Origin of the sequence: Propioniciclava soli (genome assembly GCF_038502305.1) — a bacterium.
In the GTDB taxonomy this organism is placed as follows: domain Bacteria; phylum Actinomycetota; class Actinomycetes; order Propionibacteriales; family Propionibacteriaceae; genus Propioniciclava; species Propioniciclava soli.
Map to the genome: position 1 here is coordinate 1,950,643 of NZ_CP115965.1, position 26,739 is coordinate 1,977,381.

At 71.9% G+C, this 26,739-nt stretch carries 25 protein-coding genes; 4 read left to right on the forward strand and 21 right to left on the reverse strand.

What is annotated here, in order from left to right; all coding sequences use genetic code 11:
- Nucleotides 1–44 precede the first annotated feature (44 nt).
- Nucleotides 45–188, forward strand: coding sequence for a hypothetical protein (locus tag PCC79_RS08805; RefSeq protein WP_342371614.1), 144 nt, complete (start codon nucleotides 45–47; stop codon nucleotides 186–188).
- Between the two features lie 52 nt (nucleotides 189–240).
- On the opposite strand, the gene PCC79_RS08810 is transcribed toward PCC79_RS08805, so the two are convergent.
- From PCC79_RS08810 to PCC79_RS08835, 6 genes are all read right to left on the reverse strand, one after another.
- Nucleotides 241–1,053, reverse strand: coding sequence for a lysophospholipid acyltransferase family protein (locus tag PCC79_RS08810; protein WP_342371615.1), 813 nt, complete (start codon nucleotides 1,051–1,053; stop codon nucleotides 241–243).
- Nucleotides 1,038–1,709 (reverse strand): ribulose-phosphate 3-epimerase, encoded by a 672-nt coding sequence (gene rpe, locus PCC79_RS08815; protein WP_342371616.1) that lies wholly within the window; start codon nucleotides 1,707–1,709, stop codon nucleotides 1,038–1,040. The genes PCC79_RS08810 and rpe overlap by 16 nt, the downstream gene beginning before the upstream one ends.
- A gap of 26 nt (nucleotides 1,710–1,735) precedes the next feature.
- Nucleotides 1,736–3,184 (reverse strand): alanine/glycine:cation symporter family protein, encoded by a 1,449-nt coding sequence (locus tag PCC79_RS08820; RefSeq protein WP_232547882.1) that lies wholly within the window; start codon nucleotides 3,182–3,184, stop codon nucleotides 1,736–1,738.
- Nucleotides 3,185–3,806: 622 nt separating this feature from the next.
- The gene (locus tag PCC79_RS08825) at nucleotides 3,807–5,147 is read right to left on the reverse strand and encodes an RsmB/NOP family class I SAM-dependent RNA methyltransferase (protein ID WP_342371617.1); all 1,341 of its coding nucleotides are present in this window, start codon (nucleotides 5,145–5,147) and stop codon (nucleotides 3,807–3,809) included.
- Nucleotides 5,147–6,100 (reverse strand): methionyl-tRNA formyltransferase, encoded by a 954-nt coding sequence (gene fmt / locus PCC79_RS08830; protein ID WP_232547880.1) that lies wholly within the window; start codon nucleotides 6,098–6,100, stop codon nucleotides 5,147–5,149. The genes PCC79_RS08825 and fmt overlap by 1 nt, the downstream gene beginning before the upstream one ends.
- 10 nt (nucleotides 6,101–6,110) lie before the next feature.
- Nucleotides 6,111–6,932, reverse strand: coding sequence for an HAD-IIA family hydrolase (locus tag PCC79_RS08835; protein ID WP_232547879.1), 822 nt, complete (start codon nucleotides 6,930–6,932; stop codon nucleotides 6,111–6,113).
- Nucleotides 6,933–7,002: 70 nt separating this feature from the next.
- On the opposite strand from PCC79_RS08835, the gene PCC79_RS08840 reads away from it, so the two are divergent.
- Together PCC79_RS08840 and PCC79_RS08845 are read left to right on the forward strand one after the other, a co-directional pair.
- Nucleotides 7,003–7,383 (forward strand): PTS glucitol/sorbitol transporter subunit IIA, encoded by a 381-nt coding sequence (locus PCC79_RS08840; RefSeq protein WP_232547878.1) that lies wholly within the window; start codon nucleotides 7,003–7,005, stop codon nucleotides 7,381–7,383.
- Nucleotides 7,376–8,701: a sn-glycerol-1-phosphate dehydrogenase gene (locus PCC79_RS08845; protein ID WP_232547877.1), complete on the forward strand. Its 1,326-nt coding sequence runs from the start codon at nucleotides 7,376–7,378 to the stop codon at nucleotides 8,699–8,701. The genes PCC79_RS08840 and PCC79_RS08845 overlap by 8 nt, the downstream gene beginning before the upstream one ends.
- A gap of 29 nt (nucleotides 8,702–8,730) precedes the next feature.
- On the opposite strand, the gene PCC79_RS08850 is transcribed toward PCC79_RS08845, so the two are convergent.
- From PCC79_RS08850 to PCC79_RS08920, 15 genes are all read right to left on the reverse strand, one after another.
- A complete protein-coding gene (locus tag PCC79_RS08850; protein ID WP_342371618.1) occupies nucleotides 8,731–10,698 on the reverse strand; it encodes a primosomal protein N' in 1,968 nt (655 codons plus the stop codon).
- A gap of 60 nt (nucleotides 10,699–10,758) precedes the next feature.
- A complete protein-coding gene (gene metK, locus PCC79_RS08855; RefSeq protein WP_232547875.1) occupies nucleotides 10,759–11,949 on the reverse strand; it encodes a methionine adenosyltransferase in 1,191 nt (396 codons plus the stop codon).
- Nucleotides 11,946–13,172, reverse strand: coding sequence for a bifunctional phosphopantothenoylcysteine decarboxylase/phosphopantothenate--cysteine ligase CoaBC (coaBC, locus tag PCC79_RS08860; RefSeq protein ID WP_232547874.1), 1,227 nt, complete (start codon nucleotides 13,170–13,172; stop codon nucleotides 11,946–11,948). Before coaBC ends, metK begins: the two co-directional genes overlap by 4 nt.
- A 22-nt stretch (nucleotides 13,173–13,194) precedes the next feature.
- A complete protein-coding gene (gene rpoZ / locus PCC79_RS08865) occupies nucleotides 13,195–13,533 on the reverse strand; it encodes a DNA-directed RNA polymerase subunit omega (protein WP_269779066.1) in 339 nt (112 codons plus the stop codon).
- A gap of 37 nt (nucleotides 13,534–13,570) precedes the next feature.
- The gene (gmk, locus tag PCC79_RS08870; protein WP_425325671.1) at nucleotides 13,571–14,128 is read right to left on the reverse strand and encodes a guanylate kinase; all 558 of its coding nucleotides are present in this window, start codon (nucleotides 14,126–14,128) and stop codon (nucleotides 13,571–13,573) included.
- Nucleotides 14,119–14,445: an integration host factor, actinobacterial type gene (mihF, locus tag PCC79_RS08875; RefSeq protein ID WP_342371620.1), complete on the reverse strand. Its 327-nt coding sequence runs from the start codon at nucleotides 14,443–14,445 to the stop codon at nucleotides 14,119–14,121. Before mihF ends, gmk begins: the two co-directional genes overlap by 10 nt.
- Before the next feature lie 61 nt (nucleotides 14,446–14,506).
- Nucleotides 14,507–15,313: an orotidine-5'-phosphate decarboxylase gene (gene pyrF / locus PCC79_RS08880; RefSeq protein ID WP_342371621.1), complete on the reverse strand. Its 807-nt coding sequence runs from the start codon at nucleotides 15,311–15,313 to the stop codon at nucleotides 14,507–14,509.
- 5 nt (nucleotides 15,314–15,318) lie between these two features.
- A complete protein-coding gene (locus PCC79_RS08885; protein WP_342371622.1) occupies nucleotides 15,319–16,977 on the reverse strand; it encodes a quinone-dependent dihydroorotate dehydrogenase in 1,659 nt (552 codons plus the stop codon).
- A gap of 76 nt (nucleotides 16,978–17,053) precedes the next feature.
- Complete coding sequence (aroD, locus tag PCC79_RS08890; RefSeq protein WP_232547869.1) at nucleotides 17,054–17,839, reverse strand: type I 3-dehydroquinate dehydratase; 786 nt, start codon at nucleotides 17,837–17,839, stop codon at nucleotides 17,054–17,056.
- Between the two features lie 2 nt (nucleotides 17,840–17,841).
- Entirely contained in the window at nucleotides 17,842–21,225 is a 3,384-nt protein-coding gene (gene carB, locus PCC79_RS08895) for a carbamoyl-phosphate synthase large subunit (protein ID WP_232547868.1), read from the reverse strand.
- Between the two features lies 1 nt (nucleotide 21,226).
- Complete coding sequence (gene carA / locus PCC79_RS08900; RefSeq protein ID WP_342371623.1) at nucleotides 21,227–22,381, reverse strand: glutamine-hydrolyzing carbamoyl-phosphate synthase small subunit; 1,155 nt, start codon at nucleotides 22,379–22,381, stop codon at nucleotides 21,227–21,229.
- Nucleotides 22,382–22,404: 23 nt separating this feature from the next.
- A complete protein-coding gene (gene nusB / locus PCC79_RS08905; RefSeq protein ID WP_342371624.1) occupies nucleotides 22,405–22,938 on the reverse strand; it encodes a transcription antitermination factor NusB in 534 nt (177 codons plus the stop codon).
- Nucleotides 22,935–23,504 carry an elongation factor P gene (efp, locus tag PCC79_RS08910; protein WP_232547865.1) on the reverse strand — a complete coding sequence of 190 codons (570 nt, stop codon included), beginning with the start codon at nucleotides 23,502–23,504 and terminating at the stop codon, nucleotides 22,935–22,937. Before efp ends, nusB begins: the two co-directional genes overlap by 4 nt.
- A gap of 128 nt (nucleotides 23,505–23,632) precedes the next feature.
- On the reverse strand, nucleotides 23,633–24,151 hold the full coding sequence (locus PCC79_RS08915) for a phosphoribosyltransferase (RefSeq protein WP_232547864.1): 519 nt from the start codon (nucleotides 24,149–24,151) through the stop codon (nucleotides 23,633–23,635).
- 9 nt (nucleotides 24,152–24,160) lie between these two features.
- Nucleotides 24,161–25,234, reverse strand: coding sequence for a zinc-binding metallopeptidase family protein (locus PCC79_RS08920; RefSeq protein WP_342371625.1), 1,074 nt, complete (start codon nucleotides 25,232–25,234; stop codon nucleotides 24,161–24,163).
- Between the two features lie 595 nt (nucleotides 25,235–25,829).
- Between PCC79_RS08920 and PCC79_RS08930 the strand changes: the two genes are divergently transcribed.
- Entirely contained in the window at nucleotides 25,830–26,495 is a 666-nt protein-coding gene (locus PCC79_RS08930) for a hypothetical protein (RefSeq protein WP_342371626.1), read from the forward strand.
- Nucleotides 26,496–26,739: the final 244 nt, after the last annotated feature.

Consider the following 26,739-nt stretch of genomic DNA (forward strand, 5'->3'; position numbering starts at 1 on the left):
CTCGAATGCCGCACTGCGGTTGTAGCCGGCGAAGCGGCAGTCGGGTGTCCAGCAGGGTGTACTCGGTCCGCCTCAGTGCGGACGAGCAGGCCCGGGTCGAGGCGGTCGCCGAGGCGCGGCACCTGCCCGCCTCAACGCTCGTGCGCTCATGGATCGTGGACCGGCAGGATTCGGAGAAAATCGCCTGAGCGCCAAGTGACCTATCTGCGCGCCTCGAGGGCGGCATGCTCCACCCGAGTGTCAGGACGGCGAGTGGCGGCCGCCTTTGGTGCCATCCCAGACACCGGCGGGAGGCCGCCTCTCGCCGCGAAGATCCTCCACCTGGCGCGTGATCGCCTCCATGATGCGGTCGGTGGCCTCGCGCAGGGCGGCGGCGTCGTCCTGGCGTCCGATGAGGTCGTCGAGCGGAACGGGATCGCCCATCACGACGCGGATCGTCCGCTTCGGCCACACCCTCGGCACCGTGAGCCGCCGGCCGGGCATCACCTCGTGGGTGCCCCAGTGGCCCACCGGGATCACGGGGACGCCGGTCGCCAGCGCCAGGCGTGCCACGCCGGTGCGGCCCCGCTGGGGCCACAGCTCGGGATCGCGCGTGCGCCCGCCCTCGGGATAGATCGCGACGCACTCCCCCGCCTCCAGCGCGGCGCGCGCGTTCGCGAGACCGTCCTTGGCGCGCGAGGTGTAGCGGTCGATCGGGATCTGCCGGCAGCGGCGTCCGAGCCAGCCGATGGGCCAGACGTTCCACAGCTCGGCCTTGCCGAGGTAGCGCGGCCAGCGGCCCGACCAGATCAGGTAGCGGCCGACGGCCAGCACGTCGAGATAGCTGACGTGGTTCGCCACGACGAGGACGCCCTCGCCCTGGGGCGGCAGCGCGGCCGCGTCGTCCCACACCTCGCGCGTACCGAGGCGCATCACGAAGCCGACCAGTTGGCCGAGGTGGCGATAGGTGGGGCCCTCCCCCGGCGGGGTGGGCGTGCGGAGCGGCTCCCGGCTGCGGGCGGCGCCGGACGCGTCCGCTGCGGCGTCGCGCCGCCGGCTCAGTCGGCCGCGCACCGGGCGTCCGCGATCTCGGTGAGGTGACGCACCATGGCGTCCGGGTCGTCGGCGCGGAAGACGGCGGAGCCGGCGACGAACACCTCGGCGCCGGCGTCCACACACCGCTCGATGGTGGACTCGGACACGCCGCCGTCCACCTGGATCCAGATCTCCTGCCCGGACGCCCGCACCAGCTCGCGCGTGCGGCGGATCTTGCCGAGCTGGTTGTCGAGGAACGACTGGCCGCCGAAGCCGGGGTCGACGGTCATGACGAGCACCATGTCGAACTCGGTGAGCAGGTCGGCCAGCGGCTCGACCGGGGTCTGCGGACGCAGCGCGATGGCCGCGCGCGCCCCCAGCTGCCGGATCTGCCGGGCCGTCCGGATCGGCGCCGCCGACGCCTCGAGGTGGAACGTGACCGACTCACACCCCGCCTCGGCGTAACCCGGGGCCCACCGGTCGGCCTCTTCGATCATGAGGTGGATGTCGAGGAAGAGCTCCGGGTGGTTGGCCCGGATGCTCTCCACGACGGGTAGCCCGAGGGTGAGGTTGGGCACGAAGTGGTTGTCCATGACGTCCACGTGGATGCCGTGGGCGCTCGGGATGCGCGCCAGCTCGCCGTCGATGCCGGCGAGGTTGGCGTTGAGGATGCTCGGGTGGATGCGATTGGCCACCCGAGCAGCCTAGCGATCGCCGCGGGTCAGGAGGTCACCCTGGTGGGCGACGCCTCGCGCCACATGTCACCGGGGACCGCCTTGTCCAGCTTGCTGCCCGGTTCGATGACCAGCGTGCGCTCCATCGGGGGAAGACCCTTCTGGGCGTCGAAGTCCTTCAGCGCCTCGACGGCGCGCACGCCCAGGAAGGCGAGCGCGGTCAGGTTGATGACGGCCATGACGGACATGGCGACGTCGGCCAGCGACCACACGGTGCCGAGCTCCTGCAGCGCGCCCCAGAACACCGCGCCCACGGCCAGGGCCCGCGTCGCGTAGTTCGCCACGCGGCCGCCGCCGATGAAGTCCTGGTTGACCTCGGCGTAGGTGTAGTTGCCCAGCACCGAGCTGAAAGCGAACACAAAAATCAGCACGGCCATGACCGGCGCGACCCACGTGCCCAGCTCGGACGCCAGCGCCGTCTGCGTCAACGTGGCCGAAACGTCGCGCTGCGTGACACCGGGGGTGTAGACGTCCGGTGCCGACAGCAGGATCATCAGCGCGGTCGCAGTGCAGATGATGATCGTGTCGACGAACACGCCCGCGGATTGGATGAGGCCCTGCTGCACCGGGTGGGACGCGTTGGCGGTGGCCGCCGCGTTGGGTGCGGAGCCCATGCCGGCCTCGTTGGAGAACATGCCGCGGCGCACGCCGTTCAGCAGCGCGGCGAGGATGCCGCCGGCCGTGCCGGCGAGCGCCTGGTCCAGCCCGAACGCCCCGGCGAAGATCTGGCCCACGGCCTCGGGGATGTCACCGGCGCGGACGACGAGGACGGCCACGGCCAGCAGCACGTACACCAGCGCCATGCCCGGCGCGAGGAACTCAGCGACGCGGGCGACCGACTTGATGCCACCGAAAATGATGACGCCGGCCAGCAGGGTGAGCACGATGGCCGTCCAGAGGGGCTCGATGCCCCACGTGCCCTGCACCACGCCGGCGATCGTGTTGGCCTGCACCATGTTGAAGGCGAAGCCGAACGTGAAGATGAGCGCCACCGCGAAGACGATGCCGAGCCAACGAACGCCCATGCCCGCCTGGATGTAGTAGGCCGGGCCGCCGCGGAAGGTGTGGTCCTCCCCGTGGCGGATCTTGTAGAGCTGCGCCAGGGTCGCCTCGATGAACGCGGTCGCCATGCCGAACAGGGCCATGACCCACATCCAGAAGATGGCACCCGGGCCGCCGAGGGTCAGCGCGACGGCGACGCCGACGATGTTGCCGGTGCCGACGCGGGAGGCCAGCGAGATGGCGAAGGCCTGGAAGCTGGAAACTCCCTGGCCGGCATTGCCACGGGAGGAGAAGATCGTGCGCCACATCGTGCCGAAGTGGCGGAACTGCACGCCACGGGTGAGGACGGTGAAGAGCACACCGGCGGTCAGCAGGGTGACAATGAGCACCCAGCCAAGCGATTCGTTGAGCCAGGCGATGATCTCGTCGATCATGAGGGCACCCCCTTTCAGGAAATCGTGGGCCGGACGTCGGACCGTGGAGAAACGTTAGACAGACCGTGTTCCGCTCATGTTTCAGTCCGCAGGGTGAGCATCGACGCTTTCCGTGGCCTTTCTCCCGGGGTGCCGTCCCGTCATCGCTGGTCCGAGGCTGCCGTGCCGTGGCCACAGAGCCCTGTGGTGTGGTGGGGACACCCTCCCAGACTCACCCGGCGCACGCCACCCCCACGTGGCGCACCTGGGGATCATCTGGCGCAGTGGAGCTCACGTGGAGGGCCTTGGACGGGCCGCCACGTGAGCTCCACTGCGCCAGGTGGCTCCGAGGTGCGCCACGTGATCCCCAGGTGCGCCACGTGATGGGGTCGTGGGGCGCGTCCGGGACGCCTCCTTGCACGCTGGTGCCGGTCGAATCGCCCCAGATACAAGGCAACGGCGACGAAAAGGCTGCACTCGATCACACGAGCGGGCCACCAACATCAGTCCCACTGATGTGGTGCAAAATCGAGTGCCGCCTTTTCGTCGCGCGGCCGTGTCGCCGCACCCGACGGGGCGACAAGGTGAGCTGACGGCGGCGCTCCCGGGCGGGGTCGACGCCGACGGACGTGCGGCACCAGCGTCAGCGCGCGTCCTTGCGCAGCATCGCCAGGAACATCGCATCGGTGCCGTGCCGGTGGGGCCACAGTTGCACGAACGGCCCCGACGCGGTGTGGGCGACACCGGGCAGCAGGGCGGGGGCGTCAAGAATCGTCACGTCCTCCCGGGACGCCGTGACCGCCGCGACCACCTCGCTGGTCTCGGCTCGGTGCGGCGAGCAGGTCGCGTACGCCACCACACCGCCGGGGGCGGCGGCGTCCAGCGCCGAGCCGAGCAGGGCGCGTTGCAGCGGAACGAGATCAGCCAGGTCGGCGGGGCTGCGCCGCCACCGCGACTCCGGGCGCCGGCGCAGCGCTCCGAGCCCGGTGCAGGGGACGTCGGCGATCACCCGGGCGAAGGTGGCCGGACGCCACGCCGGCCGCGTGCCGTCGGCGGCGAGCACCACCGGCACGTTCGGCTCCGGGTAGGCGCGCAGCGCCTGGGCGACGAGCTGGGCGCGGTGCGGGAGCCGCTCGGCGGCCAGCAGCAGCTCGTCGCGCTCGCGGGCGAGGCCGGTGAGCAGCGCCGCCTTGCCGCCCGGCCCGGCGCACAGGTCGAGCCACGGGCCGGCGGGGGCGTCCGCCTGGGCCAGCGCCCACGCCACCAACTGGCTCCCCTCGTCCTGGACGCCGGCGCGGCCCTCGCGAACGGCGGGGACGTCCGCGGGGTTGCCGGCGCGGCGGGCGCCGAAGGGTGAGTACGTGGTGGGCTCGCCGTCGAGTTCGTCGACCCGGGCCAGACCGGGCCGCACCACGAGATGCGGCACGGGGGTGACGTTGTTGGCGGCCAACGCGGCCTCGGCCCCCTCCCCCAGGAGGTCGACGTGGGCGTCGACGATCCAGCGGGGGTGGTGGGTCCGCAGGGCGAGGGCGTCCAGGGGGTCGAGGCCAGCGGAGAGGTGGTCGATCCACCCCGGCAGGTCGCGGGCGGCGACCTTGCGGAGCACCGCGTTGGTGAGGCCCGCCACGCGCTCGCCGACCTCGGCCGCGGCCAGGTCGACCGTCGCGGCGAGAGCGGCGTGGCTCGGCACGCGCATGCCGAGCAGCTGGTGGGCGCCGAGGCGCAGGGCGTCGCGCAGCGGGGGGTCGAAGGTGTCGCGTCCCGAGGCGGCGGTGAGGATGCGGTCGTAGGTTCCCTGCAGCCGGCACGTGCCGAACACCAGCTCGGTGACGAAGGCTGCGTCGCGAACCGGCAGGCGCGCCTCCCCCAGCACCTTGGCGGTTTCGAGGTTGGCGTAGGCGCCCTCGCTCACTGCGCGGAGGGCGGTGAACGCGGCCCGGCGCGCGGCGTCCGGACGCCGGCGGCGCAACGTGCGGTTCGGCATCAGGCCCTCGCTTCTGCCGGGCCCGCTGAACCGGGTGCGATGTCGAAGCCGCGCCCGGATCCGTGCAGGCCGCGGCCCCAGTCGGCTCCGGCCATCTCCTTGCGGCCCTGGGGCTGGACGCGGAGCAGCTCCAGCGCGCCCGCGCCGGTGCCGGCGAGCACGCGGCGCTTCTCGGCGCGGATCTCCCCCGGCGCGAGATCACCGACGTCGACGGGCCGAGCCAGCGCCACGGTGAACCGCTGGCCGTCCAGGGTCGTCCAGGCCATCGGCTCGGGTGAGCAACCGCGGATCAGCCGGTCGAGATCGATGGCCGGACGCCGCCAGTCAAGCTCTGCCTCCTCGACGCTCAGCTTGGGGGCGACGGTGACGCCGGCGTCTTCCTGCGGACGCGGCTCGGCGTCCCCGAGGGCGTCGATGGTCTGCAGCAGCAGGCGGGCCCCGGAATCGGCCAGGGTGGCGAGCACGTCGCCGGCCGTCTCCGTGCCGGCCAGCGGAAGCTCGAGGGTGTGGTGGACGGGGCCGGCGTCCAGCTCGCGCACGAGTCGGAACGTCGTGGCACCGGTGACGGTGTCGCCGGCCATGATGGCCCGTTGCACGGGGGCCGCGCCCCGCCAGCGGGGCAGCAGGGAGAAGTGCAGGTTGATCCAGCCGTGGGCCGGGATGTCGAGGACGTGTTGCGGCACGAGCGCGCCGTAGGCGACGACGGGGCAGGCGTCCGGCGCGAGGTCGCGGAGCGTGGCGACGAAGTCGGCATCCTTGGGATGCACGGGCTTGAGCACGGGCAATCCCTGATCGGCGGCCCATTGCGCGACGTCGCTGGGCACGGGACGGCGGGACCGGCCGCGGGGGGCGTCCGGCCGGGTGACGACGGCGACCACCTCGTGTTCGGAGGCGAGGAGGGCCGCCAGCGACGGCACAGCGACGGCCGGGGTACCGGCGAAGACGAGACGCACGGCGTCCACCCTAGCTGCGCTGGTTCGTTCTCCCCTCCGGGAGCAGGTGGTCGATGCGTTCCACGACCCAGGTGGGGCGCTGGTCGGGCGGCCGGGCCGCGACGTCGTCGCGGGTGGACTCGCCGGTGAGCACGAGGGCGGAATCCATGCCGGCGTCCAGCGCCATCTGGATGTCGGTGTGCAGCCGATCGCCCACCATGAGGCAGCGCGACGGGTCGAGGTCGTGGCCCCGGAGCGCCTCGGCGAGCATGAGCGGCGACGGCTTGCCGAGGCTCACCGCGCAGGTGACGCCGGTGCAGGCCTCGATGGCGGCCGTGATGGCCGCGCAATCGGGCTCGCCGCGTCCGCCGGGAAAGGGGCAGAACCGGTCGGGGTTCGTCTGGATCAACACCGCCCGGCGATGGAACCACAGCGCGTCGAATGCGATCTGGAGCTTGCGGTAGTCGAACGTGCGGTCGTAGGACGCGACGACGACGTCGATCTCGGCCGGATCCTCCGACAGCCGGAAGCCCGCCTCGCGCAGCGCCCGGCACAGCGGCTCCTCGCCGAGGACGAACAGGACGGCGTCCGGGTGGTGCTCACCGAGCCACCGCGTGGTGGTGACGAGGGTGTTGGCGATGTCGGCCACCGGCGTGGGCAGGCCCAAGCGGGCCAGCTTGTCGGCGTACATCGCCGGATCGCGGGTCGGGTTGTTCGACAGGAAGCGGACCAGCTTGCCCCGCTCCCGGAGCGTCTGCACCAGATCGGACGCGCCGGGCAGCAGCTCGTCACCGAGGTAGATCGTGCCGTCCAGGTCGAAGACGTAGGCGTCGTAGAAGGTGGTGGGTCGCATGGGTCCTCCGTTCGGGCACCAGCCTGCCAGCCGCACCGCCGCGGGCCCACCACTGGCTAGGCTGACCCCGATGAGAAGGGAGCCGCCGATGGCCTACGTCACGACTGTCATCGAGGTCGGTCACGACGCCGATGCCACGCTCGACGAGGGCCTCGCGCTGACGTTCGGAGCAGATGTTCCCGACGCGTTGCGGCCGTTCTGCTTCATCGTCGAGAACGCCGCGATGGAGGGGGATCTCGTCGCCGGCCAGCAGGTGCTGATCGGCGACCAGGCCTGGACGCTGACCGCGGTCGGCTCCGTGGCCCGCAAGAACCTGGCCGACCTGGGGCACGTCACGATGGTGTTCGACGGCAAGGAGTCTCCTCGCCTGCCCGGCGCCCTGCACCTCGGGGGGGTGGACGAGACACCCGCGCTGGGTCTCGGCGTCACGGTGGTGTTCGGTCATGAGTGACGCCCTGGACGCTGCGTTGGCGCGGGCGACCGACACCCGGGACGTGGTGGTCGGCCGCGGCGTCCTGACGGAGGCGGGACGCCGGATCGCCGACGTCCTCGGGCAGGGGCCCTACGTGGTGGTCGCCGACGAGAACACCTGGGCCGTCGCCGGCGAGGCGCTCACCGCCTCGCTGCGCGCGGCAGGGTGCGCGCTGGCCGAGCCCCTGGTGTTCCCGGGCCGCCCGGCGCTGTACGCCTCCTACGACAACTGCCTCACCGTGGGCGAGCGGCTGGGGGACGCCACAGCGATCGCGCTCGGGGCGGGAACGCTCAACGACCTGAGCAAGCTGGCCTCGCACGAGCACGGCCGGCCCTACGCCGTGGTCGGCACGGCGGCGTCCATGGACGGGTACACCGGTTTCGGTGCGCCGATGGAGGCGGACGGCGTCAAGATCACCCGGCCCTGCCCCGCTCCGGCGGTGGCGGTGCTGGATCTGGACGTGGTGGCGGCCGCGCCGGGCTTCCTGACGGCGTCGGGGTATGGGGACCTGGCGGCGAAGATCCCCGGCGGCGCCGACTGGATCCTCGCCGACGTCACGGAGGTGGAGCCCATCGACACCGCCGTGTGGGGCATGGTGCAAGGTGGTGTCGCCATGGCGTTGGCCCGGCCGAGCGATCTGGCGGCCGGCGATCCGGACGCCTTCGCCGGCCTGGTCGAGGGGCTCGCGCTCTCGGGTCTGGCGATGCAGGCCTACGCCGGAACGCGACCGGCGTCCGGTGCGGAGCACTACTTCAGCCACCTGTGGGAGCTGGATCACCTGGGCGCCGACCTCGACCCGCCGCTGTCGCACGGGTTCAAGGTGGGTATCGGGTCGCTGGCGATGTGCGCGTTCCACGAGGTGCTGGTGGAGCGCGATTTCGCTGCCATCGATCTGGAGGCTGCCGCCGCAGCGCGGACGCCGTGGGACCGGATCGAGGCCGACATCCGCGACACGTTCACCGGGGCCCTGGCCGACAATGCGGTGAAGGAGACGCGGGCCAAGTACGTGACCGGCGATGATCTGGTGGCGCGGCTGCGCCCGCTGGTGGATGACTGGCCCTCGGTGCGCGAGCGGCTCCGGACCCAGCTCGTGACCAGCGCCGAACTCGCCGGCATGCTGGCCGCCGCCGGAGCCCCGTCGCGTCCGGAGGACATCGGCCTGACGGCGGCCGACGTCCGGGCGACGTTCCCACGCGCCATGTACTACCGCTCCCGGTACACCGCGCTCGACGTGGCCTGGGAGCTGGGGTTGTTCCAGGAGTTGGTGGACGACACCTTCACGCGCCTCTGGGTCTGAGCCCACCACCCTGCTGACCCGATCTCGGATCAGCCGATCGCCGCCGGATCGACGCGGAGCCGGACGGACCCCGGGGCCTTGCGCGACGAGCGCTCGGCCAGGTAGCCCTTCAGGGCGCCAACCAGCTCGGACGCCTCGGCCACCGGGGCCCGCAACGTCAGCCGCCAGGCGTCGTCCTCCGGCAAGGGCACGGGGCCGAAATGCTCCACCCCCGTCACCGGACGCCATGCCGCCTCCGCGTCGGTGAGCGCGGCCTGCGGACCGTCCAGCGTCACCAACCGCGCCGCGGGCGGAAAATGCGTCTCAAAGCGCTCGGCAAGCTCGCGCTCGGCGAACCCGGCCGGATCCAGGCGCACCAGCGCCTGCACGGCGCGGGCCTCCGGCTCCCCGACCACCGTCACGGTGCCGCCCTCGGCCGCCGGCCGCACCAGCGCGCACACCGCCAACCAGCGCCGCAACGCCTCCTCTGCGGCCCGCAGGTCGGGACGCCCCAGCATGAGCCCGGCGTCCATCAGCACCGCCGCCGCGTACCCCGCCGACGGGAACGGCTCGGCGCCCGGTGTCGCCAGCACCAGCGCCGGGGCGTCGTCCACCGCGTCCACCAGGTGCCCCGACCACGACGTCACCACCCGCACCTGCGGGAACGCCCGGCCCAGTTCTTCGGCCGTCCGCGTCACCCCGACCCGTGGCGCCCGCAGCCGCCCGTCACCGCACTCCGGGCACGCCCACACCCCCTCCAGTGGCCCGCACAGCGCGCACGCCACCGCGAATCCGTCCCGAGCCCGGTCACCCCGCAGCGGCTGGGAGCAGTTCGGGCACCGCGCCAGCGTCCGGCAGCGCTGGCACGCCAGCGCCGGGGCATACCCCGCCCGCGGCACCTGCAGCAGCACGGGTCCGGACGCCAACCCGGCACGGATCACGCCGAACACGTCCCTCGGCAATCGGGCGGCGTGGGCATCCGGATCGCGCTCCAGCGCACGGTCGGTGTCCGCGGCGACGCGCACCGCCGGGCCCAGCCGGCGCGCCTCCTGCGCCGGCACCCCCAGCGGCACCAGCCAGCCGCGCTCCACGAGGGCCTGCACCTCCGCCGTCCGCCCGAACCCCGCGAGCAACAGCGCGCACCGCTCCCGGGACGCCCGCAGCACGGCCACCTCTCGGGCGTGCGGGTAGGGCGCGCGCGGCTCGGCCAAGGAGTCGTTGCCCTCGTCCCACACCACCACCAGCCCCAGGTCGTGCACCGGCGCGAACACGGCCGCGCGCGTCCCGATCACCAGCCGGACATCCCCGCGCGCCACCGCCAGGAAGTTCCGGTACCGGGCCGCCGGGCCGGCGTCCGCAGCCAGCGTCGCGAAACTCCCCGCCCCCAACACGTCGGTCAACCGCGCCGACAGCCGGGCCAACGCGTCGGCGTCCGGCACCACGACGATCACGCCGCGCCCGGACGCCAGCGCCGCCCCCCCCGCGTCGGTCAGCCCCCCGGCCCAGTCCCCCGGCCCCCCGAAGACGCCGACCGGGTTCCACACCGCGCGCAGCGGCTCGCCGCGCCGCACCCCGGCGAGATACCGCTCCCCCGCGGCCGAGCCACCCAGCACCCCCGGCAGCACCTCCCACCGGGGTTGCGGACGCTCCGGCGGCTCAGCCTTCTCGGTGGCGGCGTGCCGGGGCGGCACGGCCAGCCGCACGACGTCGGAGAACGTGCCGCCCCAGTGGTCGGCGACGGCTCGCACCAACCCCGCCACCGCCGGGCTCAGCACCGGCTCCGGTGACGTCACCCGCTCCAACGGCGCCAGCTTCGCGTCCACCTCGGTGGTGTCGGCGACCTCCAGCACCCAGCCGTCGCGCAGGCGTCCGGCGAACTTCACGCGCACCCGCACGCCAGGCGTCACGTCGGCGGCCATCGCCTCCGGCACGAGATAGTCGAACGGACGGTCCAAGTGGGCCAACGGCACGTCCACGGCCACGCGCGCGATGCGCAGGTGGTCGGGTTCGGTGGGCATGCACGCGATCCTAGGCTCAGACTCCGACAATCGGACGCCGGCGCCGATCCGCCCGCGGGCTCAGCCCCGGACGGCCGCGGCGAGGGCGTCCGCGCGGTCGGTCCGCTCCCAGGTGAACTCGGGCAACTCGCGGCCGAAGTGGCCGTAGTTGGTCGTCTTCGAATAGATCGGCCGCAGCAGGTCGAGGTCCCGGATGATCGCGGCCGGGCGCAGGTCGAAGGTCGCCAGCACGGCGTCGTTGATCTGCTCCACCGGCACCTGCTCGGTGCCGAAGCACTGCGTGTAGAAACCCACCGGGTGGGCGCGGCCGATGGCATAGGCCACCTGCACCTCGCACCGCTCGGCGAGCCCCGCGGCCACCACGTTCTTCGCCACCCAGCGCATCGCATAGGACGCCGAGCGGTCCACCTTCGACGGGTCCTTGCCCGAGAACGCCCCGCCCCCGTGGCGGGCCATGCCGCCGTAGGTGTCGACGATGATCTTGCGGCCCGTGAGCCCCGCGTCGCCCATGGGGCCGCCGATGATGAACTTGCCCGTCGGGTTGACGAACGTCTTCTTGTCACCAGAGGCGATCGCGTAGTCGGCCAGCACCGGGTTCACGACATTCTCGACGAGGGCCGACTTGATGATGCCGTCACGCCACGCGTCCTCGGTGTGCTGGGTCGACACGACGACCGTGTCCACCCGCACCGCCTGGTCGCCGTCGTACTCGATCGTCACCTGCGTCTTGCCGTCGGGCAGCACCCAGGGCAGAATCCCCTCGCGACGCACGAGGGCGAGCCGCTCCGACAGCCGGTGGGCGATGTCGATCGGCAGCGGCATCAGCGACGGCGTGTCGGTGCACGCGTAGCCGAACATGAGGCCCTGGTCACCGGCACCCTGCAGGTCGAGATCCTCCACCCCGGTGCCGTCGCGCGACTCCTCCGCCCGGTCGACGCCCTGCGCGATGTCGGGGCTCTGGTTGCCCAGCGACACCAGCACGCCGCACGACTTGCCGTCGAATGACGCCCCGGCGTGGTCGTAACCCGTCGCCAGGATCCGCTGCCGCGCGATGCCCGCGATGTCGGCGTACGTCTCGGTCGACACCTCACCGGCGACCACCACGGTGCCCGTCGTCACCAGCGTCTCCACCGCGACCCGCGACCGCGGGTCGTCGGCGAGCAGCGCGTCGAGGACGGCATCGCTCACGGAGTCGGCCAGTTTGTCGGGGTGGCCTTCGGTCACCGATTCCGACGTGAACAGACGGCTCAACGGTCCTTCTCCTTCTCCGACGCCACGACGGCGTCCCAGATGCGGTGGGCGATCACGGACTTGTCGCCGGCGGCCTCGCCCACGACGCCCTCGGCGGACACGATGACCACGCTGTTCTCCGCCCGGCCGAACACCGCGCCCCCGCTCACGTCGTTGCAGACGAGCAGGTCGCAGCCCTTGCGCGCCAGCTTGGCGCGGCCGAGCGCGACCAACGCGTCGGCCGACGCCGCGGTCTCCGCCGCGAAGCCCACGATCGTCTGCGGACGCGGCCGGTGACGGCTCAGCGTGGCGAGCACGTCGGTGGTCTGCACCAGGTCGATGCTCAGCCCGGCGTCGCCGTCCTTCTTGATCTTCCCCTCGCTCGGCCGCGCGGGGGTGAAGTCGGCCGGCGCGGCAGCCATGACGAGGGCGTCCGCCTCGCCGGCCAGGCCGGTCATGGTGTCTGCCAGGTCGGCGGTCGACGACACCCGCTGCACCTGCACCCCCGCGGGCAGCGCGGCGGTGACGTGCGCGGCCACCAGCGTCACCGTCGCGCCGCGCAGCGCCGCGGCGCGCGCCAGGGCGACGCCCTGCAAGCCGCTCGCGGCGTTGCCGAGAAAGCGGACGGGGTCGAGAGCCTCGTGGGTGCCGCCGGCGCTGACCACCACATGGCGGCCGTCCAGGTCGCGGCGCCGCACGGCGTCCACCGTGGCCGGGTCGTCCAGCAGCGAGGTCGCCACCGCGACGATGTCCACCGGCTCGGGCAGCCGCCCCGGGCCGGAATCGGCGCCGGTCAGGCGTCCGTCGGCCGGATTCATGACGATGACACCCCGCTCCCGCAGCGTCGCCACGTTGGCCCGGGTCGCCGGGTGCAGCCACATCTCGGTGTGCATCGCCGGCACCATGAGCACCGGGCAGGACGCGGTGAGCAGGGTGTTCGTCAGCAGGTCGTCGGCCCGTCCGGACGCCGCCCGCGCGAGCAGGTCGGCGGTCGCCGGCGCCACGACCACCAGCTCGGCCTGCCGGCCCAGCCGCACGTGGGGCACCTCGTGGACGTGCTCGAAGACCCCGGTCGCCACCGGACGCCCCGACAGGGCCGCCCACGTGGCCTCGCCCACGAACATCAGCGCGTTCGGCGTCGGCACGACCGTGACCTCGTGGCCGCCCTCGGACAGCCGACGGAGCACCTCGCACGCCTTGTAGGCGGCGATTCCCCCGGAGACCCCGAGGACGATGCGGCTCACGCTGGCGTCAGACGGCCGGCGCTCAGGCCAGGTCGTCGGGGTCGAACGGGTCGAACGAGAACTCGGGGTCGCTCTCGGCCGCGGCGCGGGCCTGCGCCTCGGCCTCGGGGTCGATGTCGCCGCACTCCAGCAGGTCGGAGTTGATCTCGCGCAGCGCGATCGTCAGCGGCTTCTCCTGCACGGTGGTGTCGACCAGCGGGCCAACGTTCTCCAGCAGGCCCTCACCGAGCTGGCTGTAGTACGCGTTGATCTGCCGCGCGCGCTTGGCGGCGAACAGCACCAGGCGGTACTTGGAGTCGACCTTGGTCAGGAGCTCATCGATCGGGGGATTCGTGATCCCCTCGGGAACATGCGTGCTCATTCAACCTTCTCGCAAATGTGGGATGGGGGGCTTGTGACTACAAGCCCAGCAAGCTTACCAGCTGCCCGACGGTGCCCTCGACATCGTCGTTGACGACCACGTGGTCGAACTCCTGGGCCGCGTCCAACTCCACCTTGGCGGTCTGCAACCGGCGCTCCACCTGTTCGCTGGTCTCCGTGCCCCGGCCGGCGAGGCGCCCCACCAGGGTGTCCCAGTCCGGCGGAGCCAGGAACACCGAAAGCGCCTCCGGGAGCGCCTTGCGCACCTGGCGGGCCCCGGCCAGGTCGATCTCCAACACCACGACGCGGCCGGCGTCCGCCGCGCGACGCACCGGCTCCGCCGGCGTCCCGTAGCGGTGGCGGCCGTGCACGACGGCCCACTCGAGCAGGCCGTCGCCGGCGACGAGCGCATCGAAGTCGCTCTCGCTGACGAAGTGGTAGTGGCGGCCCTCGACCTCACCGGGGCGCGGCGGGCGCGTCGTCGCCGACACCGACACCCAGATCTCGGGGTGCGCGGCGACGAGGTGTGACACCACGGTTCCCTTGCCCACACCGGCGGGCCCGGAGATGACCGTGATGCCGGAACTCACTTGAATTCGGCCTTCAGGCCGGCCACCTGGTGGCGGCCGAGCCCGCGGACGCGACGGTTCGACGCGATGTCGAGCCGCTCCATGACCGCCGCGGCACGCTTCTCCCCCACGCGCGGCAGCGACTTCAGCAGGTCGACGACCTTGACGTGGGCGAGCACCTCGTCGCCGCCCGCGACGTCGAGCGCCTCGGACAGCGACAGGGCGCCGGTGCGCACCTTCGCCTTCAGGTCCGCTCGGACGCGGCGCGCCTGCGTCGCGGCCGCACGGGCAGCCTGGAGTTGTTCAGTGGTGAGCTGCGGAATGGACACGTCGGGCTCCGTCATGGTCGTTCTGGGGCTGTTCTGGCATCCCACCCGAAAGGGCGGGTACCCGAAAGGGTAGCAATCACTGTGCCCCGAAGGCGCGCGCCCGCGCCACGAGCGCCGACGTGTCGGGCCCGGCACCGAGGATGCCGCGCCCCACCATCGGCAAAACGTTTGCATACGCCGGCCCGAACAGGTCGGGCAGGTCCGCCACGGCACCGCCCTGCGCCCCGATGCCGGGCACCAGGATCGAGCCGTTGAAGTCGCCGACGTCGCACCCCAGCGAGTCGTGCGTCCCGCCCACCACCAGGCCGATCGCGCGCGTCCGAGCCGAGGTGTTGAGGGCCTTGGCGGCGTCGATGATCTCCTGGACCACCGACCCCTCCTGCCCCAGGGCGAGCTGGACGCCGGCCCCCTCCGGGTTCGACGTCCTGGCCAGCACGTACACACCCCGGTCGGACGCGATCGCCGCCTCGAACGCCGGCATGAGGGAGGCGAACCCCAGGTAGGGCGACAGGGTCACCGCGTCGCCGGCCAGCGGGGAGTCGTCGGTCAGGTAGGCCTGCGCGTAGGCGCGCATGGTGGAGCCGATGTCGCCGCGCTTGGCGTCCACGATCGAGAGCGCCCCGGCGGTGCGGATGTCGGCCAGCACACGCTCCAGCACGGCCACGCCTGCCGAACCGTACGCCTCGAAGAAAGCCGACTGCGGCTTGAACACGGCCACCGACCCCCCGAGCGCCGCGACCACGCCCCGGGCGCACTGCTCCAGGCCGGCCACCGACACGGGCAGCCCCCACGCCTGCAACACCCCGGGGTGGGGGTCGATGCCGACGCACAGGTTGCCCCGTTGGGCCGTGATCTCCTTCAACCGCTGCCGATACGTGGGCACGGGTGTCACCTCCTGGCGTTGATGCCGGCGATGAGCGCCGGCCCGGCGTAGACGAAGCCAGTGTAGAGCTGCACCAACGACGCGCCGGCGTCCAGCAGGGCGACGGCGTCGTCGGGCGTCATCACTCCGCCCGAGCCCATCACGGGCAGGTCGGTGTGCGCGGCCACGTGCCGCACCACGGCGCGGGCACGCTGCGTCAGGGGGGCACCCGAGAGCCCCCCGGCCTCGTGGGCGAGCGCCGCATCGGCCGGCGCCAGCCCGTCGCGCGACAGGGTCGTGTTGGTCGCGATGATGCCGGACGCCCCCGCGTCGGTGGCGGTGGCGAGCACCTCGTCGACCTGGCTCCAGCTCAGATCCGGGGCGATCTTCACGAACACCGGCACCGGCCGGGCGGCGTCGAGGGTGCGGGTCTCGGCGACCAGTGCCCCCAACAGCTCGGCGAGCGCGCCGCCGTCCTGCAGCGAGCGCAGCCCGGGCGTGTTGGGGCTGGACACGTTGATCGCCACGTAGTCGGCGTGCGGGGCGACCGCGCGCAGGGAGAACAGATAATCGCCGACCGCGTCGTCCAGCGCGGTGTCCTTCGACTTGCCGATGGAGATGCCGAGCGGGATGCCGGCCGGGCCGTTCTCCCGGCTGCTGTTCCGCACGATCCCGACCGACGCCAGTCGGGCGGCGAGGGCGGCGGCGCCGCCGTTGTTGAAGCCCATGCGGTTGACGAGGCCACCGGACGCCGGCGCCCGGAACATCCGCGGGCGTGGGTTGCCGGGCTGCGGCCGTGCCGTGACGGTGCCGAGCTCGGCGAACGCGAAGCCGAGGTGCTGCCAGGCGAGCGCGGCGCGGCCGTCCTTGTCCATGCCCGCGGCCAGGCCCACCCGACCGCCGAAGGTGATGCCGGCCACCTCGACCGGGTCGGACGCCGTGCGCGTCAGCGCGCCCACCGCGGCGCGGACGCCGGGGGTGTCCCCCAACCGGGCCAGGCCGGCAATCATGTCCTCGTGGATGCGCTCGGGATCCCCGCCGCGGGCGCGGAACAATACCGGCCGCAGCACCCGCCGGTACCCGTGGGCCACGACCGCGGCCCGGACGCCGGCGCTTCGGCCGGCGCGGCCGACGTCACCCGCTGAACCACCGACGTGCTCGGGGGAAGCCGGGGTCGCGGCTCGGAAGGACTCCGCGTGCGCGGCGATCGTCTCCACCAGCACGGCGGGATCGGCGTCGGCGGTGTCCACGGCGAGGGTGGCGAGGAGGGCGTAGGTGGCGCCGCGCTCGGCGAGCATGGCCTCGAGCCGCGCGACGGCGTCCGAACCGCTGAGCAACGGCCGGTTCGGGTCGTCGCCGACGCGGCGGGCGGCGGTGGCCGGGTCGGCCTGCAGCCACACCACCGGGTGGCCGGCGAGGGCGTCCGCGACGGCCGGCGTCATGGGGGCGCCCCCGCCCAGGCTCACCACGGCGTCGCCGGCGAGCGACTCCCGCGTGCGATCGCGCTCCAGCGCCCGGAAGTGGGCCTCGCCGTCGGTGTCGAAGATGGCGCGGATGCTGCGGGCCTCGCGGCGCTCGATCGCGGCGTCCACGTCGATGTGGGGCACCCCGAGGCGCTGCGCGAGCAGGGGGCCGAGCGTGGACTTGCCCGACCCGGAGAGCCCGATCAGCGCGACGGCGACCATGAGTGATGACTCCTTCTCACCGGGGGACGGGCGCACGCACCACACGTGCGCGAGCCTGGGGGAAACGCCGGAAAGCCTAGTCCATCGACAGGCGGGCCAGGATCGGCTTCAGCTCCGCGAGCGGCAGCTGCCCCGGCGCGGACGCCCGGCCGAGCATCGCGAACGTCGCGCACGAGCCGACCACCGGCGCCGCCATGCGCGAGAGGGCGCCGAGCTCCCCCATCGCCATCGTGATCACCGGGGTGGCGCGGTGCGCACTGGCCATCGTCCAGGTCGCGTCGAGCAGGGCCAGCACGTCGCCCGGGTCGTGCGGCATCACGGCCGCCTTGACCACGTCGAAACCCCGGTGCTGCATCGCCGTCAACAGCGCGACGAGCGCGTCGGCGTCCGGCGTGGCGGCGAAGTCGTGCGCGCTGCCGATCACCGCGACGCCGGCCGCGCGGGCGGCGGCCAGCACGGCGTCGCCGGCCGCGACGTCGAACCGGTGCTCGACGTCGACCGCTTCCACCAGGCCCGCGGCGATCACGGCGGCGTGCAGCGCCACGTAGGCCTCGGGCGCGATGACCCGCGCGCCCCCCTCGGCCGCGGTGCGGAACGTGAACAGCAGCGGACGCCCGCCGAGCACGTCCACCACCGCCGCCGCCGCGGCCAGCACGGCGTCCGGCTGCGCGGAGCCGAAGCCGTCGACCCGCCACTCCACGATGTCGGGCCCGGCCGCGGCGGCCGCAGCGGCGGCGTCCACCAACTCGGCGGTGGTCTCGCCCACGATCGGAACGATCACCTTCACCGGGCCGCGCCCCAGCGTGACATCGCGCAGCGTCACCGGGGCGTCGGTCTCCGGCGCCCAGGACGCCCCGGCCACGCTCACCCCTCGGTCGCGCCGGTGAGGGCGGCGTTCCAGGACTGCAGTGAGCGGACGCCGATGCCGCCGGACTGCGCGGCCTCGATGCCCTGCACCGTCGCCGCCAGCCCCTGCACGGTGGTGATGCACGGGATGTCGCGCAGCACGGCCGCCGAGCGGATCGCCCAGCCGTCGCGGCGCGGCTCACCGCCCGCCCCGGCGCCCTGCGGGGTGTTGAAGATCAGGTCGATCTCGCCGCCAAGGATCGCCTCGAGCACGCTCTTGCGACCGTCCTCGGCCTCGCCGGCGTTGGCCTTGCGCAGCTCGGTGACCTCGATGCCGTTGCGTCGCAGCACCTGCGCCGTGCCGGCGGTCGCGACGATGGTGAAGCCGAGGTCGGAGAGCCGCTTGACCGGGAAGATGGCGTGCCGCTTGTCGCGGTTCGCGACCGACACGAACGCGGTGCCGCTCATCGGCAGCCCGCCGTAGGAGCCGGTCTGGCTCTTCGCGAAGGCCACACCGAAGTTGCCGTCCAGCCCCATCACCTCGCCGGTCGACTTCATCTCGGGCCCCAGCAGCGACTCGACCGACGCGCCATCGGCCGTCCGGAAGCGGTTGAAGGGCATGACCGCCTCCTTCACCGCGATCGGCGCCCCCGCCAGCTCGGTCGCGCCGTCGCCGACGGCCCGCAGCACGCCGGCGGCGCGGAGGTCGTCGATCGACTCCCCCAGCATGAGCCGGGCGCAGGCCTTCGCCAGCGGCGTGGCCGTCGCCTTCGACACGAACGGCACGGTACGCGACGCCCGCGGGTTCGCCTCGAGCACGTAGAGCACGTCGGACTGCAGCGCGAACTGGATGTTGATGAGCCCCCGGACGCCCACGCCGCGCGCGATCGCCTCGGTGGACTGGCGGATCCGGTCGATCACGTCGGCGCCGAGCGTGATGGGCGGCAGCGAGCACGCGGAGTCGCCGGAGTGGATGCCGGCCTCCTCGATGTGCTCCATCACGCCGCCGAGGTACAGCTCGGTGCCGTCGTAGAGCGCGTCGACGTCGATCTCGATCGCATCGTCGAGGAACCGGTCGACCAGCACGGGCGCCTGCGGGGTGATGAACGTGGCCCGCTCGATGTACTCGGTCAGGCTCGCGTCGTCGTAGACGATCTCCATGCCGCGCCCACCGAGCACGTAGGAGGGGCGGACGAGCACCGGGTAGCCGACGCCGTTGGCGATCTCGATCGCCTCGGCGGCCGACTGCGCCATGCCGTACTTCGGCGCCGGCAGCCCGGCGGCGGTGAGCACGTCGCCGAACGCGCCGCGCTCCTCGGCCAGGTTGATCGCCTCCGGCGGGGTGCCGACGATCGTCACGCCGTTGTCCTTGAGCGCCTGGGCGAGCTTGAGCGGCGTCTGCCCGCCGAGCTGCACCAGGACGCCCGCGATCGGGCCCGCGGCCTGCTCGGCGTGGTACACCTCGAGCACGTCCTCCAGGGTGAGCGGCTCGAAGTACAGCCGGTCGGAGGTGTCGTAGTCGGTCGAGACCGTCTCGGGGTTGCAGTTCACCATCACCGTCTCGTAGCCGGCCTCACGCAGCGCGAGCGCCGCGTGCACGCACGAGTAGTCGAACTCGATGCCCTGGCCGATGCGGTTGGGCCCCGAACCGAGGATCAGCACGGCCGGCTTGGTGCGCGGCGCGACCTCGGTCTCCTCGTCGTAGGAGGAGTAGTGGTAGGGCGTCTTCGCCGCGAACTCGGCGGCGCAGGTGTCGACGGTCTTGAACACCGGCGTGATGCCGAGCGCCCAGCGGACGCCGCGGATCACGTCCTCGCTGCTGTGGCGCAGGGCGGCCAGTTGGGCGTCCGACAGGCCGGTCCGCTTGGCGCGGCGCAGCAGCTCCGGCGTCAGGGCGGGCGCCTCGGCGACGGCGTTGGCGACCTCGCCGATGAGCTGCAGCTGGTCGCAGAACCACGGGTCGATGCCGGTGGCCTCGTGGAGCTGTTCGGTCGTGGCGCCCAGGCGGATGGCCTGCATGAGCAGTGAGAGGCGGCCGTCCTGCGGGCGGGCCGCGGCGTCCAGCACGTGGTCCAGGCTGTCGGGCAGGTCACCGGTGAAGTCGAACGGCGCCTTCGGGTCCTCCAGCGAGCGCAGCGCCTTGTTGAGGGCCTCGGTGAAGTTGCGGCCGATCGCCATGGCCTCGCCGACCGACTTCATGTGCGTGGTGAGCGTGTCCTCCGCGCCGGGGAACTTCTCGAACGCGAACCGCGGCACCTTGACCACCACGTAGTCCAGCGTCGGCTCGAAGGAGGCGGGATAGAACAGGGGGGTGTCGGCGGGGGGTGTCCCCCCTCCGTGGGTGTCCGCGGGGGTCACCCCGCGTGACGTGATGTCATTGGGGATCTCGTCGAGGGTGTACCCGACGGCCACCTTCGCGGCGATCTTCGCGATCGGGAAGCCCGTGGCCTTGGACGCCAGCGCGGAGCTCCGGCTCACGCGCGGGTTCATCTCGATGACGACCATGCGGCCGTCGTCGGGATTGATGGCGAACTGGATGTTGCAGCCGCCGGTGTCGACGCCCACCTCGCGGATGACCGCGATCGCGACGTCGCGCATCGCCTGGTACTCGCGGTCGGTCAGCGTCATCGCCGGCGCGACGGTGATCGAGTCGCCGGTGTGGACGCCCATCGGGTCGAAGTTCTCGATCGAGCAGATGATGACGACGTTGTCGGACCGGTCGCGCATCACCTCCAGCTCGTACTCCTTCCAGCCCAGGATCGACTCCTCCGCCAACACCTCCGTCACCGGGGACGCCGCGAGGCCGGTCGTGGCCATGGCGCGCAGCTCGTCCTCGTCGTGGGCGAAGCCCGAGCCCACACCCCCCATCGTGAAGCTCGGCCGCAGCACCAGCGGGTAGCCCAGCTCGCCGGCGGCGGCCAGCACCTCGTCGAGGGTGTGGCAGATGAACGAGCGCGCCGACTCCGGGTGGGCGCCCGGCACGTCGAGGCCGTTGACGATCTCCTTGAACTTCTCCCGGTCCTCGCCCTTGTGGATCGCCTCGAAGTTTGCGCCGATCATCTCGACGCCGTACTTGGCGAGCGTCCCGTCCTCGTGGAGCGCGACCGCGGTGTTCAGCGCCGTCTGCCCGCCCAGGGTCGCGAGGATCGCGTCCGGCCGCTCGGCCTCGATGACCTTCGCGACCATCGCGGGGGTGATGGGCTCGATGTAGGTGGCGTCGGCGAACTCGGGGTCCGTCATGATCGTGGCCGGGTTGGAGTTCACCAGGATGACCCGGAACCCCTCCTCGCGCAGCACGCGGCACGCCTGGGTGCCCGAATAGTCGAACTCGCAGGCCTGGCCGATGACGATCGGACCGGAGCCGATGACGAGGATGGACTCGATGTCGGTGCGACGGGGCATGTCAGTTCGTCTCCTGGTCGTCTGCACGGTGGTCGGCCATCACGGCGAGGAAGCGGTCGAACAGGTAGGCCGAGTCGTGCGGGCCGGCGGCGGCCTCGGGGTGGTACTGCACGCTGAAGCCTCGGACGCGCCCGCTCGCGTCGCGCAGTTCGAGGCCCTCCACCACGTCGTCGTTGAGGCAGACGTGGCTGACCCACGCCTCGCCCCAGCGGGTCGGCGTCCCGACGCCGGCCGGGGCGTCCACCGCGAAGCCATGGTTCTGCGAGGTGATCTCGACGCGTCCGGTGCGCAGATCCATCACGGGCTGGTTGATGCCGCGGTGGCCGTACTTGAGCTTGTACGTGCCGAAACCCAGCGCGCGGCCGAAAATCTGGTTGCCGAAGCAGATGCCGAAATAGGGCAGGTCGGCGTCCAGCACGTCGGTCAGCAGGGCGACCGCCTCGTCGGCCGCCGCCGGGTCGCCCGGGCCGTTGCTGAAGAAGACCCCGTCGGCGCCCAGCGCCGTGATGTCGGCCAGGGTGCTGCTCGCCGGCAGCACGTGCACCTCGATGCCGCGCCGGCTCATCTGCTCGGGGGTCATGGACTTGATGCCCAGATCCACCGCCGCGACGGTGAAGCGCTTCTCCCCCTGCGCCTCCCACACCACCGGCTCGTCGACGGTGACGTCGGAGACGAGGTTGGCCCCGGCCATCGGCGGCTGCTCGCGCACGCGCCCGAGCAGGGCGTCGGCGTCCAGATCGGTCGTGGAGATGCCGACGCGCATGGCGCCGCGCTCGCGGAGATGGCGGGTGAGCGCGCGAGTGTCGATCTCGGCGATGCCGACGACGTCCTGGGCGCGCAACACCTCGTCCAGGCTGCGGTTGCTGCGCCAGTTCGACCGGACGCGGCTCACGTCGCGCACGACGTAGCCGGCGACCCAGATGCGGCTCGACTCGTCGTCCTCGTCATTCCAGCCGGTGTTGCCGATGTGGGGGGCGGTCGCGACGACCACCTGACGGCGGTAGCTCGGGTCGGTCAGCGTCTCCTGGTAGCCCGACATGCCGGTGGCGAACACCGCCTCGCCGAACGTCTCGCCGGTGGCCCCGAAGGAAACCCCTCGGAACGCCCGGCCGTCCTCCAACACGAGGAGGGCGGGGGTGTCACTGTGGCTCGCCATGAGGGTGATCCTTCCCTATCGGGTCACGGGGCGGGTGCGTCTCCCGCCCCTTGGGCCGCCACCGGGGGCGTCCCGGCCTCGGCCGCGGGTGCGTCGTCGTCGGCGGCGGGTGCGTCGGCCACCGCAGGGGTGGCCTCGGCACCCTCGCGGTCGCGCGCCACGCGGGCGAGGAGCGCGTTGAGGAATCCGGGCGAGGTGGGGGTCGAGTACTCAGCGGCCAGGTCGACGGCCTCGTTCACCACGATGGCGGCCGGGGTGTCGGTGTGGGCCAGCTCGAACAACCCGATGCGGGCGAGGCAGCGATCCACCGACGGCATGCGTTCCACCGACCAGCCCTCGGCGAGGGCGTCCCGCAGGGTGGCGTCCAGCGCCTCCCCGTGATCGGTGACGCCCTGGACGATCTCGATCGTGAACGGCCGGACGGTCCGCTCGCCGAGCGCGATGCGGTCGGCGAGCATCTCGCGGGGGTCGGCACCGCGCACGTCCGCCTCGTACAGGATGTCGAGGGCGTGCTTGCGGGCCTTCCCGCGCGTGGTGTTCTGGCGGTTCTTGGTCACCCGCTGATCCGGCCGAGGTAGCTGCCGTCGCGGGTGTCGACCTTCACGCGGGTGCCCTGCTCCATGAACAGCGGCACCTGGATCTGCTTGCCTGTCTCGAGGGTGGCGGGCTTGGTGCCGGCGGAGCTGCGGTCGCCCTGCAGGCCCGGCTCGGTGTAGGTGATCTCGAGCTCCACGGACGCCGGCAGCTCGATGTAGAGCGGGTCGCCGTCGTGGGTCGCGACCGTGGCCATCTGGTTCTCGAGCATGTAGTCGGACGCGTCGCCCACCACCTCGTCGGCGATGGGGAGCTGCTCGTAGGTGCTCGTGTCCATGAACACATAGGCGTGGCCGTCGTGGTAGAGGTACTGCATCTCACGCTTGTCGACGTTCGCGCTCTCGACCTTGGTGTCGGAGTTGAACGTGCGGTCGACGACCTTGCCGCTCAGCACGTGCTTCAGCTTGCTGCGGACCACGGTGTTGCCCTTGCCCGGCTTGTGGTGCTGGAACCAGATGACCTGCCAAAGCTGGCCGTCCAGGTCGAGAACGGTGCCGTTCTTGAGATCGTTGGTGGAGATCGTGGGCATGCGGCGTCCCTTTCGACGTGCGTGTGGGTTCGGCGGACCATGCTACCCGGGCCAGCCCCCGGGCACGAAACGCCCTGCGGTACCGCGCCGCGATGCCGGACGACCCGCCCCGGGCGGCCCAGCCCGGCTCAGGCCTCGCCGCGCGTGGCGGTGACCGGCGGCTCGGCGCTCCAGGGGAAGGCGATCCACCGGTCGGTGTGCGCCCAGACATAGTCGGGGTGGCAGATCGTGGTCGGCTTGGCGTACAGCACCGCGCTGCGGGCCTCGGCCCCGACCTCGCGCAGCAGGTCGAGCACCAGCTCGAGCGTGCGGCCGGAGTCGACCACGTCGTCCACCACGAGCAGCCGCTTGCCGCGGATGTTCTCGGTGTCCAGCATCGGAGCCAGCAGCACCGGGTCGGGCAACGTCTCGTGCACGTCGGTGTAGAACTCGACGTTGATGGCGTCGGACAGCTTGCAGCCCAGCGCGTAGGACAGGCCGCCACCCGGCAGCAGTCCGCCGCGCGCCACGGCGATGATGACCTCCGGCGCGAAGCCCGAGTCGGCCACCTGGTGGGCCAGCTCGCGGCAGGCGCTGCCGAAGCGCTCCCAGGTCAGGACCTCCTTCTCGGGCAGGTCGGTCGAGTCCGCGTGGAAGGCCGTGGTCATGGATGAACGTTACTCGGCCGCGCCGATCAGGATCGGCCGGTCCGTGACCCGTCCGGTCGCGCCCACCACCCGGTGCACGAAGTCGAGCTTGCGGACGACCGGCTCCGGCAGCGTGAACGGGTAGAGGTCACGGCGTCCCATGGCGCGGCTGGCCCGGTTCAGCAGCAAGGAGAGCCAGTGCCAGTCGTCCACCATCTCCTCGGTGGACGCCTCCGCGTAGCTCACGCGGGGCACGACGTCGCGCTCCAGGACGCCGTCGGAGCGCTCCCCCTGCAGCACCACGCCGCCCAGCGCCACCGTCGACAGCGTGTCGGTGATGTGGAGGTAGTGGGCGAACGTCTCCGCGAAGTCCTCCCAGGGGTGCATCGTGGCGTATTCGGAGATGAACGACTCGTGCCAGTCCTCCGGGGCGCCCTGCGCGTAGTGCCGGTCGAGCGCGTCGCTGTAGGAGGCGCGCTCGTCACCGAACAGCGCGCGGCTCTCGCCGATGAAGTCGGTCTGTTCCACCAGCTTCCACTGGTAGTAGTGCCCCACCTCATGGCGGAAGTGGCCGAGCATCGTGCGGTAGGGCTCACCCAGCTGGACACGCAGCTTCTCCCGGTGGTCGTCGAGGCTCTCGGCGAGGTCGATCGTGATGACGCCGTTGGAGTGCCCGATCGTCACGTTCTCGCCGCTGGACTTCGACGACAGCAGGTCGAACGCCAGCCCGCCCTTCTGGTCGCGGAACGTCTCGACGGGCAACCCCAGCACCGCCAGCTGGACCAGCAGCCGCCGCTTGGGGCTGGACGCCTGCGCGAGCTTCTCCCAGGCGGAGTCCTGGTCGGCCTCCGGACGCCGGCGCACGACATGGCAGGCGAAGCACTCCTCGGTGTCGAGCGCCAGGTCGCGCAGCCAGTTGCAGTTCAGCCGGTCGCGCTGCGAGCACCACACCCAGCGGCCGTCGTCGGTCGTGGTGCCGGTGGGGCCGCACGTCACCATCGTGAGGCTCGGCGGGTGGAACCCCAGCTCGGCGCCGCACTGGCAGCACATCAGATCGTCGAGTTCGGCCACCTGGTCGCACCGGGGGCAGCGAAGGAGGATCATGCGGGCAACCGTAGCGCCAGGGGGGCTGCGAACGCAGCCTGACTAGGGCGGTTTGACCAGGGCAACGCCATTTCGCCGATCTCTGGGGACGGTCTGAGGGACGACGTCGACCCGGTGGACTGACCGGGAACGTTGATCAATCGTGGCGAGGACGGCCACGTGCCACAAGTCGTGTGCGGACGATGCCGGTTGTACTGGTGAAGCCAGGCCTGCATGGCGTCGCGGCGATCCTGCTCACTGCGGTGGCAGCGGGCGTAGGCCCACCGGCCACATACCACCCCAACGACGTCACCCTCGCCAACGGCATGCTCGCAAGCTCAGCGCCCTACCACCGGCCATCCACGCCTCCTGACCCAGACACATGCGATCTCGTGCAGGGCTGGTCGAGGGGCCCGCGGCCTGGGCGTCGGCACGTGCCTCACCTATTTCCCCCGGGAGGTACTGCAAGAAGAGTTCCGGCCCGGGATTCTGAGGCGCCAACAACGTTCGACTCGGTGGCCTCAGTGCTTGTCCAGCGCGACGGCAGCGGTATCAGTGGACGCTTCCCGGGGGCAGGTAGAACGAAGGACGCGCAAACTCCGGTTACGCTGGTGGCGTGGATGACGCAGCCCAGCGACCAAGAGCGCCGTATGGGGGCCGAACACGAGAAGAGTACGCCGACTTACTTCGCGAGAAGCTGACCCCTCCGAGCTTGCGGTTCACCCTGGCTTTTGCGGGCTTGTTTCAGCTAACGCATGAGTTGCTGAAGTCAGCGATCTTGGACAAAGTTCGTGAGTACTATTGGAGGGGCTTCGACGGGTCCACGCAGCTCTACGATGAGGATGCATACACACGCGACGTGCTTGAGCCGTCGCTTCAGGGCGGACGACCGAACCGCTTCCGCGGATCGGTGGCGTGGCTCGTCAGAGCTGAGGCCATCACCTCAACTGAGGCAGACCGGCTGCAATCCATCTACTCGCATCGTCACGAGCTCACCCACGAGCTGGGCAAGTACCTCGTCGACATCGACAAGAATCCTGACCTTGACCTCTACGTTGAGGCCCTAGCCCTGCTTCGCAAGATCCAGAATTTCTGGGCCCAGATGGAGATCGACACGGGTGGGCTGATCACTTTGGAGGGGGAGGATATCGACGCAACTGCAGATGCAGCGGTACCCCTGAGTGCCTACCTCTTGGAGCTGTGTATCGAAGCAGTTGACGAGAGCCGTGTATCCGCGCCAAACGCGCCTGATCCCTCAGGCATGCAAGAGAGACGGTCCTGAAGCTCCACCGGCAGGCACGGTCCACCATCAATAGGACCGGGTCCATGCGCGGCAGTTTCGGTTGTGCGCCTCCTTGTCGTGCGAAGTCGGGTGTGCGTTCGTGGCCCGCGACCGTGCCGCTGGCGATCAGGTAGGCGACCCGGTGGTAGCCGTGCCGAGCGATCGAGACGACGGCGTGGCTGTCGACGAAGCAGGAGGCGACATTTCCGGCATCGTCACCAGGGGCCATGGGGACGCGCACCCT

What these genes read in the sequence shown, in the direction of transcription:
- efp (WP_232547865.1), bottom strand. Translation starts at nt 23,504, where the DNA reads ATGCCCACGATCTCCACCAACGATCTCAAGAACGGCACCGTTCTCGAC.
- PCC79_RS08920 (WP_342371625.1), bottom strand. Translation starts at nt 25,234, where the DNA reads ATGATCCTCCTTCGCTGCCCCCGGTGCGACCAGGTGGCCGAACTCGAC.
- carB (WP_232547868.1), bottom strand. Translation starts at nt 21,225, where the DNA reads ATGCCCCGTCGCACCGACATCGAGTCCATCCTCGTCATCGGCTCCGGT.
- rpoZ (WP_269779066.1), bottom strand. Translation starts at nt 13,533, where the DNA reads ATGAGCACGCATGTTCCCGAGGGGATCACGAATCCCCCGATCGATGAG.
- PCC79_RS08850 (WP_342371618.1), bottom strand. Translation starts at nt 10,698, where the DNA reads ATGCCCACCGAACCCGACCACCTGCGCATCGCGCGCGTGGCCGTGGAC.
- PCC79_RS08915 (WP_232547864.1), bottom strand. Translation starts at nt 24,151, where the DNA reads ATGACCACGGCCTTCCACGCGGACTCGACCGACCTGCCCGAGAAGGAG.
- PCC79_RS08825 (WP_342371617.1), bottom strand. Translation starts at nt 5,147, where the DNA reads ATGCCGAACCGCACGTTGCGCCGCCGGCGTCCGGACGCCGCGCGCCGG.
- PCC79_RS08820 (WP_232547882.1), bottom strand. Translation starts at nt 3,184, where the DNA reads ATGATCGACGAGATCATCGCCTGGCTCAACGAATCGCTTGGCTGGGTG.
- mihF (WP_342371620.1), bottom strand. Translation starts at nt 14,445, where the DNA reads ATGACGGAGCCCGACGTGTCCATTCCGCAGCTCACCACTGAACAACTC.
- PCC79_RS08840 (WP_232547878.1), top strand. Translation starts at nt 7,003, where the DNA reads ATGAGAAGGGAGCCGCCGATGGCCTACGTCACGACTGTCATCGAGGTC.
- PCC79_RS08845 (WP_232547877.1), top strand. Translation starts at nt 7,376, where the DNA reads ATGAGTGACGCCCTGGACGCTGCGTTGGCGCGGGCGACCGACACCCGG.
- PCC79_RS08835 (WP_232547879.1), bottom strand. Translation starts at nt 6,932, where the DNA reads ATGCGACCCACCACCTTCTACGACGCCTACGTCTTCGACCTGGACGGC.
- PCC79_RS08885 (WP_342371622.1), bottom strand. Translation starts at nt 16,977, where the DNA reads ATGGTCGCCGTCGCGCTGATCGGGCTCTCCGGGTCGGGCAAGTCCACG.
- carA (WP_342371623.1), bottom strand. Translation starts at nt 22,381, where the DNA reads ATGGCGAGCCACAGTGACACCCCCGCCCTCCTCGTGTTGGAGGACGGC.